The following is a 13,113-nucleotide window of genomic DNA, read 5'->3' on the forward strand; positions in this document are numbered from 1 at the left end:
CCTGGCTGCCGTTCGGGCTTTCCCTGCCGTTCCGGTTGGTCCGTCGTTCGGGGTTGTCTGGCGTTCGGGCTTGCCTGCCCGGCTTGCAAGGCGTTCGGGCTTTCCATGCCCCGCTTTGCCTGCCTGGCTTGCCTCCCGTTCGGGCTTTGCCTGCCGTTCCGGTTGGTCCGTCGTTCGGGTTGTCTCTGCCCAACGCCTGCCTTGCCCTTTGCCTGTGGCAATCCAGGCCCTCAGGGCTCCGCCAAAGTCGAGTTCCAGCAGCCTTTCGGCTCGCGTATCGACCCTGCGGCAGCAATGCAAGCCCCGGTCTGCTCATGGCCGAGATGTGGACCTACGCCAGCAACGCTCCCGCCAGCGTCGACGAGTAGCGCTGCGGCTTCGCGTCGCCGGCCAGGTCTGTCGGGGTCGCCTTCACCGGGACGGCGCCCAGCAGGCTCCCCACCGCCGACTCCACCGCTGCCGGGTCCGCCTCGCCGTGGACCTGGACCGTCACCGCTCCGGTCTCGTCCTGGTGCAGTTGCCATGCCGCCAGGCCCAGCGGCGACAGCACATGAGTCAGCTCTATCGAGTTCACCCAGGAGCCGTCGGCGGCCCGGTACCGCACCGGGTCTCGGCCTTCCAGGTTGAGCAGTGCCGGTACGCCATCGACTTCAGACAGGGTCGCGTGGTCGCCCGTCCGGTAGCGCAACAGCGGGAGCAGCGGGTTCTCGCCGCAGGTCACCGTTACCTCGCCGCGTTCGCCCGGGGGGCACGGGGTGCCGGACGGGGTCAGGATCTCCACGTGCAGTCGTCTCGGCAGCAGGCGGTGGGGGCCGTTGCCCTCGCGCCACGCGATCAGGCCTGCCTCGGTGAGGCCGTACAGGTCCACCACCGGGCAGTCGAATCTCGCCGCCAAACGCTTGCGTAGGCCTTCGCCCAGGGCCATCGCTCCGCTCAGGACGGCTTTCGGGGTGGTTGTCAGTGGTAGGGACGCCAGGCTTGCCAGCGAGATCGGGTTGCCCGTGTACAGCTCGGGATCACAGGAGTCCAGAAAGGACACCCGGTCCGTCTCGGACCGCCATGCGGACTCGTGGAGGTTCACCTTCAGCACGCCCGCGCCGTCCAGGTACGACGACACCGACGCGAACTGGTACGCCACCGGTTGGTCGTACACGTTCACCAGCGAAACCCGGGACGGGCCACCCTCCAGCCGGACCCCCGACCTCGCCAGCACGTGCTGCATCACCGGTAGGTCCAGTGCGCAGAACTCCGGGGTCATCGGCACGGTCGCCGCCGGGCCTCGGGAGCCGGACGTCCGGTAGACGATCAGCTCGGACAGGTCCGCGTCGTCCGGGACGTGGGCTTCGGCGTGGGACAGCAGGTCGTGGCGGTCCGTGGTCGGGACCTCGGTCAGTGACGTCGGTGCCGGCCGGCCCCGGTATCTCGGGACCGTCCCGTACACCCGTGCCACCAGGGGCATCACCCAGTCCGGCGCGGGAACGCCGCGATCGAGCCGCGTACGGTACGACACCAGCCGGTCCCGTGCGGCCGCCGTCAGGCGGTCGCCGCAGGCGTGGTTGTACAGCGGCGCCGCGGGGTGGTCACGTAGGTCCGACAACATCTTCGCGGCCGCCGGGGTCAGCAGTGGCCACCGTTCATCGTCGGTCAGGGCCGTGGCCGCCATTGGTTCGTAGTCGGCGACCGGGTAGTCGACGTGTGCGGTCATACCTGGCTGTACCTCGCCGCGGCCTCGCGGGCCCGTTGTTCTTCCATGGCCTTGCGGACGGTTGCCGCTCGTTCCTCCGCCACCTTCGCGGCCAGCAGTACCTCGTGGCGTCGTGCGCTGTCCACTGTAGAGAGACGGTCGGTGGCCTGTTCCGGTGTCTCGGCGGCCGGGGCCAAGGCCAGTGCCCGCATCGTCACGCGGGCCAGTTCCTCTCGGCGGTCAGGGTCACGGACGAACTTCAGCGGGTCCACCAGTGCCGACAACGTCACCAGGTCCGGTGCGGTCAGCCAGGCCGACAACACCATCGGGCCGCGGGCCAGCAGCGCCGGGTCGGCCAGCAGCCAGCACGTCACCAGCACCGTTCGGCGCCAGTTCGGGGTGCCGGACTCGAATCGCACCGCCTCGTCGGCTCGCAGTGCCGAACCGCCCGCCATCAGCAGCAGGTCGCCCACCACCGCCGCGACCACCGCGTCCTCGGCCAGGAAGTCCGGGGGTGTGTCGGCCAGGCGTCTTGTCAGCCGGGCCACCGGGACCTCGGTCATGCGCGGCTCCTCTCGTAGGCCCGGCGGCTGAACGCGGCCGCGAACTCCACCAGCTCGTCCCAGCTCGTCACCCTGCGCACGTCCCAACCCGGCGCCAGTGCGGCGATCCTCTCCCGCTGCTGCTCGGAACGCAGGCGCAGCAACAGTGTTCCGCCGGCGCGCGCCGCGGACAGGGCCGCCGCCGCGATCGCCGCGCCCGGGGTGCCCAGCTCGTCGGTCGGGCGGAACATGGTGTCCACGCCGTCGTCGGAGATCACGACAATGTGGGTGGGGCGGTCGCGGTCCCGGTACGTGTCACGCAGCACGTGGAGTGGGAAGGCCGTCGCACCACCGAAATAGCCGGTCAGGACGGCCAGGATCGCGCGCTCGTCCCGCACGAAACCGTCCGTGCTGGTGAACTGGTTGGTGCCGCTCCACAACGTCACCTGCACCCGCGCGCCCACCCGCAGCGCCGACTCCGCCAGGATCACGCCGGCCAGCGTCAGGTACGACACCAGCTCCGTCGGCTTCGGCATCGAGCCGGACGAGTCCACGTAGATGTCCAGGTCCACCGGGCGCTCGTCCCGCTCGTCGCCCTCGACCGGGCCGGTGAGGCGCTGCACCGTGGTCACGCCCGGCACCACCACCGGGGACCGCAGCGTCGTCGCCAGCCAGTCCACCGCCTCCAGTGGTTCGCCCGTGTCCCACGTGCCCAGGCCTTCCGGCAGCTGCTCGGTCGACGGGGGACGCGGCGTCACCGGGAACGGCACCAGGTGGGGCAGCGCACGCTCGCGGTAGTACCTCGCGGCCGCCTCCTGCGCGGACACGTCCAGGCCCAGCTGTCGCAGGATCTGCCGGTACTCGAACGGTTCCCGGTACTGCGCGCCCGAGTCCGAGACCGGCGCCGCGGGGGCGGGCTCCGCGAAGTCGTTCACGCGTGGGTCCAGCGCGGGGTGGAGTACCTCGCCGGCCTCCTCGACGCGGGTCAGGCCCGGGATCTGCTCGTCCTGGTTCACCACGCCGGCACACAGCAGGCGCCGCGGGTGTTCGGCCGGCTTCGCGACCGACGCTTCGAGGTACCGGCGGCACAGCGCCGCGAAGCCGCCCGCGCCGGACAGCCACTCCGTCGCGTACACCCTCGCCAGCTTCGCGCCCAGCTGTGCGTCGCCCTCCATCGCGGGGTCCACCTCGCCGGCGACGAGGGTGCCGGCCGGGAGTGCCCACAGGATCTCGTAGATCCGCTGGTAGAAGGTCCACAGTGGATCCGTCGCGCCGCGGACCCGCCGGTACACCTCGGCCATCCGCAGTCCCCTGCTGCGTAGCAGCCGGTCGTTGATGAGCAGGTCCGCGTACATGTTCTGGATCATCGGCGCGTGCTCCTCCAGGCCGGGCAGGCCACGCCGGACCCGGACCAGCAGCCGGCCCTTGTCGGTGAGGTCCGCCGGGCACAGCACGTGATGGCCGACCTCGTGCGCCAGCACCTCCAGCGGCAGGTCCTCGAGGCCGAGCGCCCGCACCGCCGCGAGGTCGATCATCACCTCGTGGTCGTACAGGGAGAACGCCGCGAACGAGCCGGTCAGGCCGGCGTTCGCCGCGGCCGCGGTGGACCCGAACATGGTCGGGTCGTGCAGGGTGATGAACGGGCCCCACGTGCGCAGTGCCCGCGACCAGTGCGAACGCCACTCCTCGGCGAGGTCCATCATCCCGCCGTCCGTGCCACGAACAGGATTCCGTGGGTCCACGGCGTGGTCGCGGCCAGGGTGCCGCCGGCGCCGGCCCAGCTGGTCGCGTCGGCCAGCTCGGGTAGTTCCAGCGTGGCGCCGGTCGACGTGTCGTACACGATCCCGCCCGCCTTCAACACCAGCGGGCCGGCGTCGCCGCGCTCGGCTGGTATGCCGGCCACCCGGCCGAGGTGCACGCCGAACCGGTCGGCCTGCACGCGCCACGCGTCGGCGCCATCGCTCGCGTACCACCGGCCGGCCGAGGTGGACACGGTCGGTGGGCGGCGGAACGTGCCGCCGAAGCCGCGGAAACCACCGACCCGCCGGACAAGGAGCAGCGCCTCCGCCCGCTCGCCCGGGGACGGGTCCAGCCACGGGTCGGCCGCCAGGCGGGAGACGTCCACGGTGGACGTCGTGCCGAGTGCGACTCGCACCAGCTCGCCGGGCAGCCGGGCCGCCGTCGCCAGCGCCGCGTCCCGTAGCTGCGCCAGACCTCGCCGCCACGCGGCGACCGCGCCCGCGTCGAGGAACTCGGACACACCCGTGACGTGCTGGCCCAGCGCCAGCATCGTGTCGAGCCAGCCGGCCGGGTCGCCGGTAGGGGAGACCTCCAGGTGGTGCAAGGCGTTCACGACCGCGACCGGCAGCCGTCGCGGTTCGGCCGCCAGCAGGGCCGGGATCGCGGGCAGCAACCGCCGCAGGCCGTCGGTCACGGCGCCGGCCGAGCCGAGGCGACCGCGTTGGGCGAGCGCGAGCGACAGCTCGACCAGCGCGTCGCACACCGGCTCGGGGTCGCCGGCCACGGCGTCGACGATCGGGCCGACGACCTCCCGCAGGTGGGCCAGGAACTCGGCCGGGTCCAGGCCACGCGCGTGGTGCCTGGCCAGCCGGAACTGCTGGTTGTAGCGCTCCCGCCGGGACGCGAGCACGGTGTGGAACCGGCTGCTCGCCGCCGGCGGGGACGAGGTTCTCAGCGCTTCCACCGCAACCACGTCCGGTAGTTCACGTACCGCTGGTGCAGGTACTTCAGCGCGAGCGCGTCGTCGTAGACATGCCCGTACAGCTTGCGGCCCGCGCTCCACTCGGTCAGCAGCGCCTCGATCTTCGCCAGCCTGCCGGTCACGGCCCGCTCGTCCAGACCGTCCAGACCGGCGGCGAACTCCGCGAGCAGCTCGCCCACCGGGTCCTGCACGTCCAGGTCCAGCCGGTCGTACTCGGCGCACGCGCGGTCGAACAGGTGCCGGACCCAGCTGACCCGGTCCGTCCGGTAGGCCTGGTGACCCGGCTCGTCGAACGCGGGTGAGGTGTCGTCGGCGGTCAGCTTGTCGTGCAGCACGTACGGCAGCACGGCACGCAGGTCGTCGAGCCCGACCTCGTCGCGGTCCCGGAAGTACGCCAGCGCCTTGGCGTAGTGCAGCACGCTCTGCAGGGCCCGCACCGACAGCCCCGCGGTGGTCTGCGAACCGATGTCGGCGATCCGGTCCCGCCCGGACTCACCGGCCGCGAGCAGCCGCGGCTCGACGCCGGCGAGCTTCGCGGTGTCCTTGGTGCGGTACTCGAACTGCTCGCCGGCCGGTTCCAGCAGCTCGAACTGCGCGGCGAAGAACTCGAGCCGCCGCCGCACCGGGTCGGACAGCCGGACCCGCAGGATCTCGTTCGACATCCGCTCGTGCTCCGCCTCGGAGAACACGATCTCCGGCGGCACCAGCTCCTCCGGGCGCAGCCGCTGCTCGATCCGGGTGACCAGCTCGCCGAGGAACCTGGAGTTGAACGACAACGCGTGCACGACCACGTCGATCCGGTCCCGCAACGCCTCGATCACCTGGTACGTGCCGCCGCCGGCGTCGTCGTTCGCGGTGAGGTACCAGGCCGCGTCGGTCGACTCGTAGATCTGGTCGAACACCTCCGCGTACCCGTCGGACATGAGCGTCAGCAGCGCCGACTGCGTGCGGGTCGGGATCCGGTTGTACTCGTCGATGATCTTCACGCGCATGGACAGCCAGCTGCGCCACGCGATGTCGATGTCCTGCGTGCGCTCGGCCTTGATCAGGTCCGCGGGCAGCGGGGTGCCGAGCAGGTCGGAGATCGTCAGCTGGGGATGCCCGTGCTGCATGGACCTGCGGACCTCGCGCAGTGGGTAGCCGGCCAGGACGCCCATCAGGATCGCGCTGGCGGTCTTCCCCCGACCGGGGCCACCGACGAGCAGGCACCGGCGACGCACCGCGAACGTCAGCAGGGGGACCAACACGAAGCTGGAGTAACTCTGTCCACTCGGGAGGGTCAGTCGTGCCTTGCTGTCGCCGAGCGTGACCGACGGGGACGGCCCGTCGGCGAACTCCATGTCGTAGTGCGGGCTGATGATGGCGTGGTTGACGATCCAGAAGTAGGCCTGCCGCAGCTTCTCGTCCAGCGGCAGCGCGCCGGCCGGCGCCCCGGTCGAGAGTGGCGTCTCGTACAGGGCGGCGACGTCGAAGTCGGGCTCGTGCGCCTGTCCACCCGGGAGGGTCGGCGCCTGCGAGACCTGCCGGTAGGCGGCTGGGGGTGCGTCCACTCGCCACATCATGCCTGTTCTGGCACGGTGTGGTCGGGTGTGCGGGAAACTCGGCGCAGTGTGCGGATCTCCCGGCTGGTCAGCGCCGCGAGCGTGACCGCGACGATCAGCACCGCGCAGCCCACGAGCGTCGCGGACGAGCCGACCGCCAGCGCCACCGGCCCGACCGCCAGCTGTCCCGCCGGCACCGCCACGAACGAGCCGATCATGTCGTAGCTGTACACCCTGGCCAGCTTGTCGCCCGGCACGTTCTGCTGCAGCGACAGGTCCCAGGCGAGTGTGAACAGCTCCATCGCCACACCACACAGGAACAACGCCGGCAGCAGCACCACGAGCCGCGGGGCCAACCCCAGCGCCAGCAGTGGCAGCGCCATCAGCACGATGAGCGCGACCCCGACGAACAGCGCCCGCCGGGGCAGCCAGCGCGTGGCGAGCAGCCCGCCCGCAACCGCGCCCACGGTCTGGCAGGCCAGCGCGACACCCCAGCCCGCGCGGCCGAACGTCTCGTCCGCGACCGCGGGCCCCAGCACCTGCTCGCCACCCACCATCGCCGCGTTCACGATCATGAACTGCAACACGACGACCCACACCCAGCGCCGGGACACGAACTCCGACCAGCCCTCGCGGAGGTCGGTGAGCGGGTGCGTGCGGGGCCGGTTCACCCGCGTGCCGCCGACCTTGAGGTAACCGCCGGCCTCGACGAGGAACGCGGCCGCCACCACGACCATCGCCCAGCCGGGACCGGCGCTCGCCGCCAGCAGACCACCCACGGTGGCGCCGGTGATCGCGGCCGTGTTCGTGCCGATCCGCAGGATCGCGTTGGCCGGCTGGAGCAGTTCGGCCGGCACCGTCTCCGGCGTGATCGAGGCCGACGCGGGCAGGGCGATGGCCGCGACCGCGCCGTTGACCAGCGCGATCACCGCCAGGAGCGGCACCGACGCGAACCCGGTCAGCACCGCGACGGCCATCAGCGCGGACGTGGCCGCCGCGGCCAGGCTCGAGCCCTGCAACAGCCAGGCACGCGGCAGCCGGTCGGCGAGGACACCGCCGGCGAGCAGCAGCAGGACGTTGGCGATGGACCGGATGCCGACGACGATCCCGAGGTCGCTGACCGAGCCGGTCAGGTCCAGGACCGCGAACGACAGCGCGATGGGCGCGGCGGCGTTGCCGAGGTACCCGGTGGTGCGGGCGGCCGCGAGCCAGCGGAACCGCGCGTGCGACAGAACCCCCATGCGGGAGTTCTACTCAACGCAGCGGGCCCTCGTCCAGCAGTCGCAGTGCGTCGTCCAGGTTCTCGCTCACCCGCGGGTCGTCGAGCCGGACCCAGTCCAGCGCCGCGGTCAGCATCACGCCGAAGATCGCGCCGACCGTCGCCCGCAGGGCCGGGTCGTCGGGCGACCGGCCGACCCGCTCCGCGCTGAGCCTGGTGATGATCTCCAGGGTCTTCTGGGTGTCGTGCAGCGTCGCCCCCCACAGCTCCGGCACGGACAGCAGGAGCCGGCCGCGGTCGAACTGCGTCCGTATGTCGGTCTCCGTCATCTGCTCGAACGACTCACGGAGCGCGGCCCGCCACGCCTGGATGAGGGTCAGCTCGGGCGGCTGCGCCTGGAACGCGGCGAAGACGATCGGGTCGTAGTCGTCGGTCACCACCAGGTCTTCCTTGGTGGGGAAGTACCGGAACACGGTGCTCGGCGAGACCTCCGCCGCCTCGGCGACCTGCTCCACGGTCGTCGCCGCGTAGCCCTGCTCACGGAACAGGCGGACCGCGTGCGCCTGGATGGCGATCTTGGTCTTCGCCTTCTTGCGCTCACGCAGTCCGCCTGCCGGCTCCGCGGCCGGTCTACCGAACAACGACGTCATGACCCGATTCTGCGGGTGCCGACCCTGGCTTCGCGACCCGGGTGGCCCGCGCGGGCAGGAACAGCAGGGTCAGCAGCGCGCCGGCGAGCGCGACGCCCACCGCGACCCAGGCGAGCTGGCCCAGTCCGGTGACGAACGCGGCCCGCACCTGGGTGAGCAGGGCGGTCGCGTGGAGCTTCTCGGCCACGGCGACGCCCGCGAACACGCTGTCCCGCACGGTGTCCGCGAACTGCGCGGGCAGTGCGGGGAGGTGGTTGGTGTAGCCGGCGTTGAGGACGCTGCCGAGGATCGCGGCGGCCAGCGGGGAGCCGAGCTTGTTCACGGCCTGCATGAGCGCGGAGGCGACACCCGCGCGGTCGGCGTCGATGGTGGACAGCGCCGCGCTCGACGCCGTGGCCAGCGCCAGGCCCGCGCCGAGGCCACCGATCGCGGTCCAGGTGGCGGCGAGGCCGTACCCGCTGGTCGCCGTGGTGGCGGTGGCGAGCGCGAGAGCGCCGGCCAGGACCACGAAGCCGGCGGCGACGGTGACCTTGGCGCCGACCTTCGCGGCGATCCGGTCCGCGCCGCCCGCGCCGACCATCATGCCGCCGAGCAGGGGGAGGAGGCGGACGCCGCTGCCCATCGCGTCGGTGCCGAGTACCCCCTGGAAGTACTGCGGCGCCGCGAACAGCACGCCGAAGAACGCGAAGATGCCCAGGCCGGCGATGATCGTGCCCCAGGTGAACCGCTTGTCGTCGAACAGGCGGAGATCGACCAGCGCGCGGGTGCCCCTTGCCTTCTCCCACAACACGAACAGGGCCAGGATCACGAGGCCGCCCACGATGCCGCCGAGGGCGCCGGCCGAGCCCCAGCCGTCCTGGCCGGCCTTCACCACGCCGAACGTGAGGGCCGCGAGCCCGAGGCTCGACGCGGCGATGCCGACCGGGTCGATGGACGGGCGTTCGGGACTGCGGGACTCCGGCAGCAGGACGAGCACCGCGACCAGCGCGACCGCGAGGATCGGCAGGTTCATCAGGAAGACCCAGCCCCACCAGAGGTTCGACAGGATCCACCCGCCGACGATCGGACCCAGGGGCAGGGAGAGGAAGTTGGCGACCGACCAGATGCCGATCGCGCGTGGCCGTTCCTCCGGCGTGAACATCACGGTCAGCCCGGACAGCACGAGCGGGATGACGAACGCGGCCCCGAGCCCGAGCACCGCCTGCGCGGCGATGAACATGCCGGGCCCGGTGGCGAGAGCCGCGAACACCGAGCCCACCCCGTAGATCAAAAGTGCGACAACCAGCATCTTCTTCCGACCGAACCGGTCACCCAGCAGCCCACCAGGCAAAACCCCGGCAGCCAACATGAGCGTGAACGCGGACACGATCCACTGCAACTCCGCCGCGTTCGCCCCCAACTCCCTCGCCAACGTCGGCAAAGCGACCGACAAGATCGTCGCCGGCAACGCAACAGCCAACACAGCAACACTGAGCGCCCCCAACGCCCACCACCGCCGACTCCCCTCACCCATCCCAACCACCCCTTCCACTAGTCAACTAAAACTTGAAAGTACACTCCCAAATAAAAGCCCACTAGCACAAACCCCACAACTCCCACGCCCAACCACTCGCGAGTCCCGCGTTCAAACACCGCGAGTCCCGCGTTGAAACATGCCGAGTCCCGCGTTCGAACACCATGAACTGCGGTTTCGTGCACACGGGCCCTGGGCAGGGTGCGGAGCGCGGGGGAAGGGTGGTCTGCACGAAACCGCAACCCGGTGTGCGTGAACGCGGGACTCGCTATGTCTCAACGCGGGACTCGCGGATGGGCACGGGACGTTAGCCGCGTACGCGAGTCCCGCGTTCAGACATGCCGAGTCCCGTGTTCGACCACCGCGAGTCCCGCGTTGAAACATGCCGAGTCCCGCGTTCGAACACCATGAACTGCGGTTTCGTGCACACGGGCCCTGGGTGGCGGCCGCGGCGTGGGGGAAGGACCTGCACGAAACCACAGCTCGGTGTGCGTGAACGCGGGACTCGCTATGTCTCAACGCGGGACTCGCTGTGTTTGGATGCGGGACTCGCGGATGGGGGTGGGGGTTAGCCGCGTAGGTCGGGGAAGTCTTCCTCGCGGTACTCGCCGGGGACGCGGGCTTCTGGGTCGGCGTGGACCTCGTGTTCGCGGCCGCGGAGTTCGACGCGGCGGATCTTGCCGGAGATCGTCTTCGGCAGGTCGGTGAACTCCAGGCGGCGGATTCGCTTGTACGGGGCGAGTTGCGCGCGGGCGAACGCCAGGATCGACCGGGCCGTGTCGGCGTCGGGGGCGTGGCCCGCCGTGAGGACCACGTACGCCTTCGGCACCGCCAGCCGGATCGGGTCCGGTGACGGCACCACCGCCGCCTCGGCGACCGCCTCGTGTTCGATCAGGACGCTCTCCAGCTCGAACGGCGAGATCCGGTAGTCGGACGCCTTGAACACGTCGTCCGCGCGCCCGACGTAGGTGATGTAGCCGTCCGCGTCGCGGGCGCCCACGTCACCGGTGTGGTAAAAGCCGGCGCGCATGACCTCGTCCGTGCGTTCCTCGTCGTCCGCGTAGCCGGACATCAGGCCGACCGGTCGGCGGGACAGGTCGACGCAGATCTCGCCCTCGTCGCTCGGCACGCCCACCGCGTCGACCAGCGCGATGCCGAAACCGGGCAGCGCGCGGCCCATCGACCCCGGCTTGACCGGCTGGCCCGGCGTGTTCGCCACCAGGACCGACGTCTCCGTCTGCCCGAAGCCGTCCCGGATGGTCACGCCCCACGCCTTGTTGACCTGCTCGATCACCTCGGGGTTCAGCGGCTCGCCGGCGCCGACCACCTTCGTGGGCGGTGTCCTCAGCACGGTCAGGTCGGCCTGGATCAGCATCCGCCACACGGTCGGCGGCGCGCAGAACGACGTCACCCCGCACCGGTCCATCACACCCATCAGCGCGACCGCGTCGAAGCGCGCGTAGTTGTGGATGAACACCGTCGCCTCGGCGTTCCACGGCGCGAAGACGTTGCTCCACGCGTGCTTCGCCCACCCCGGCGACGAGATGTTCAGGTGCACGTCGCCCGGTTCGAGGCCGATCCAGTACATCGTGGACAGGTGGCCCACCGGGTAGGACACGTGCGTGTGCCGCACCAGCTTCGGCCGCGCGGTCGTGCCGGAGGTGAAGTACAGCAGGAGCGTGTCGTCCGCGTTCGTGACGCCGTCGGGCGTGAAACCCGCCGGCTCGCCCTCGGCGGCGGCGAAGTCCAGCCAGCCCTCGACCGGCTCGCCGACGGCGATACGGGTGTACGAACCGGGCACGTCGGCGAACTTCGGCGTGTCGGCCGACCGCACCACGACGTGCGCGGCCTGGCCCCGGTCCACCCGGTCCCGCAGGTCGGCGGCGCCGAGCAGGGTCGACGCGGGGATGAGCACGGCGCCGAGCTTCATCGCGGCGAGGATCGTCAGCCACAGCTCGCCCTGGTTGCCGAGCATGAGGATCAGCCGGTCGCCGCGGCGGACGCCGTTCGTGCGCAGCCAGTTCGCGACCTGGTTGGACCGCCGCGACACGTCCGCGAAGGTCCACCTGAGCTCGCTGCCGTCCTCCTCGACGATCCACAGCGCGGGCCGTGAGGCGGTCGGCTCGGCGCCGGCGACCACGTCGAACCAGTCGAGTGCCCAGTTGAACGTGGTCAGCGCGGGCCACTCGAACTCCACGCCGGCCCTGAGGAAGTCGGTTCGGTGCTCGAGCAGAAAGTCCCGTGCGGCGCGGAACGTCTCGGTGGCTCCGGTGCTCACCTTGGCTGTCCTCCTACTTTCCGTTGAACTTGGGCGCCCGCCGCTCGACGAACGCGGTCACCGCCTCCGTCAGGTCCTCACTGGGCAGGAACGCGGCGTTCCACGCTCCCACGTACCGCAACCCGGCGGCGACGTCGTGCTCACGCTGGTGGCCCAGCACGTCCTTGACGCCCTGCACGACCAGCGGCGGGTTGGCCGCGATGTCGGCGGCGAGCGCGCGGGCCGCGGTCAGCAGGGACTCCTGGTCCGGGTACACGTCGTTGACCAGCTGGATCTTCTCGGCGCGGGCCGCGTCGATGTCCTTGCCGGTGAAGGCCAGCTCACGCAGGTGCCCCTCGCCGACGATCCCCGCGAGGCGGTGCAGGCTGCCGAGGTCGGCGACGATCGCGACCTTGACCTCGCGGACGCTGAACCTGGCGTCGGCGCTCGCCAGCCGGATGTCGGCCGCGGCGATCACGTCCACGCCGCCGCCGACGCACCAGCCGCTGACCGCGGCGATCACGGGCTTGCGGCAGGCGGCGATCGAGGTCACGGCCTCCTGGAGCTCACGGAGCCTGCCGAGGAAGTCGGTGCGCGGCCTGGCCAGGGAGCTGCCGCCGAGCATCCCGGCCCAGTCGCCGGACATGGCGGGCAGGTCGAGGCCGTAGGAGAAGTTGGCGCCGCTGCCGGTGAGGACGATCGCGCGGACAGCGTCGTCCCGGTCCAGGTCACCGAACACGACGGGCAGCTCCCGCCAGAAGTCGGGACCCATCGCGTTGCCCTTTCCCGGCCCCAGAAGCGTCACATCGGCGACCCCGTCCGCGATATCCACTTTCAGCGAGACCAGGTTGTCGGTCATGCCTGCCATCCTCACCCGTTCGGCTTTTACTCGCAGTATGTCCTACTCGACCATCGAGTTCCCCCGATCGTGGCGGCCGAGGTTTGGGAGTCTTGGCCGGCTTGGGCATTACCGTCCGCACCTGGC

The 13,113-nt window shown here is 71.1% G+C and carries 10 protein-coding genes; all 10 read right to left on the reverse strand.

What is annotated here, in order from left to right; translation table 11 throughout:
- Positions 1-331 precede the first annotated feature (331 nt).
- Positions 332-1,705 (reverse strand): AMP-binding protein, encoded by a 1,374-nt coding sequence (locus VET29_RS05300; protein ID WP_324915391.1) that lies wholly within the window; start codon positions 1,703-1,705, stop codon positions 332-334.
- Positions 1,702-2,247, reverse strand: a complete 546-nt coding sequence (locus VET29_RS05305; RefSeq protein ID WP_324915393.1) for a hypothetical protein — start codon at positions 2,245-2,247, stop codon at positions 1,702-1,704. The genes VET29_RS05300 and VET29_RS05305 overlap by 4 nt, the downstream gene beginning before the upstream one ends.
- A complete protein-coding gene (locus tag VET29_RS05310) occupies positions 2,244-3,929 on the reverse strand; it encodes a hypothetical protein (RefSeq protein ID WP_324915395.1) in 1,686 nt (561 codons plus the stop codon). Before VET29_RS05310 ends, VET29_RS05305 begins: the two co-directional genes overlap by 4 nt.
- Entirely contained in the window at positions 3,926-4,930 is a 1,005-nt protein-coding gene (locus VET29_RS05315; RefSeq protein WP_324915397.1) for a hypothetical protein, read from the reverse strand. The genes VET29_RS05310 and VET29_RS05315 overlap by 4 nt, the downstream gene beginning before the upstream one ends.
- Positions 4,918-6,498 (reverse strand): MoxR family ATPase, encoded by a 1,581-nt coding sequence (locus VET29_RS05320; RefSeq protein ID WP_324915399.1) that lies wholly within the window; start codon positions 6,496-6,498, stop codon positions 4,918-4,920. The genes VET29_RS05315 and VET29_RS05320 overlap by 13 nt, the downstream gene beginning before the upstream one ends.
- 8 nt (positions 6,499-6,506) lie before the next feature.
- On the reverse strand, positions 6,507-7,730 hold the full coding sequence (locus VET29_RS05325) for an MFS transporter (RefSeq protein ID WP_324915401.1): 1,224 nt from the start codon (positions 7,728-7,730) through the stop codon (positions 6,507-6,509).
- Positions 7,731-7,743: 13 nt separating this feature from the next.
- Positions 7,744-8,358, reverse strand: coding sequence for a TetR/AcrR family transcriptional regulator (locus VET29_RS05330; RefSeq protein ID WP_324915403.1), 615 nt, complete (start codon positions 8,356-8,358; stop codon positions 7,744-7,746).
- A complete protein-coding gene (locus tag VET29_RS05335; RefSeq protein ID WP_324915406.1) occupies positions 8,339-9,871 on the reverse strand; it encodes a DHA2 family efflux MFS transporter permease subunit in 1,533 nt (510 codons plus the stop codon). The genes VET29_RS05330 and VET29_RS05335 overlap by 20 nt, the downstream gene beginning before the upstream one ends.
- A gap of 568 nt (positions 9,872-10,439) precedes the next feature.
- Positions 10,440-12,149, reverse strand: a complete 1,710-nt coding sequence (locus tag VET29_RS05340; protein WP_324915409.1) for an AMP-binding protein — start codon at positions 12,147-12,149, stop codon at positions 10,440-10,442.
- A 13-nt stretch (positions 12,150-12,162) separates the two neighbouring features.
- A complete protein-coding gene (locus VET29_RS05345) occupies positions 12,163-12,996 on the reverse strand; it encodes a crotonase/enoyl-CoA hydratase family protein (protein ID WP_414636449.1) in 834 nt (277 codons plus the stop codon).
- Between the last annotated feature and the right edge of the window lie 117 nt (positions 12,997-13,113).

Origin of the sequence: Actinophytocola sp., from assembly GCF_035634895.1 — a bacterium.
Taxonomy (GTDB): Bacteria; Actinomycetota; Actinomycetes; order Mycobacteriales; family Pseudonocardiaceae; genus Actinophytocola.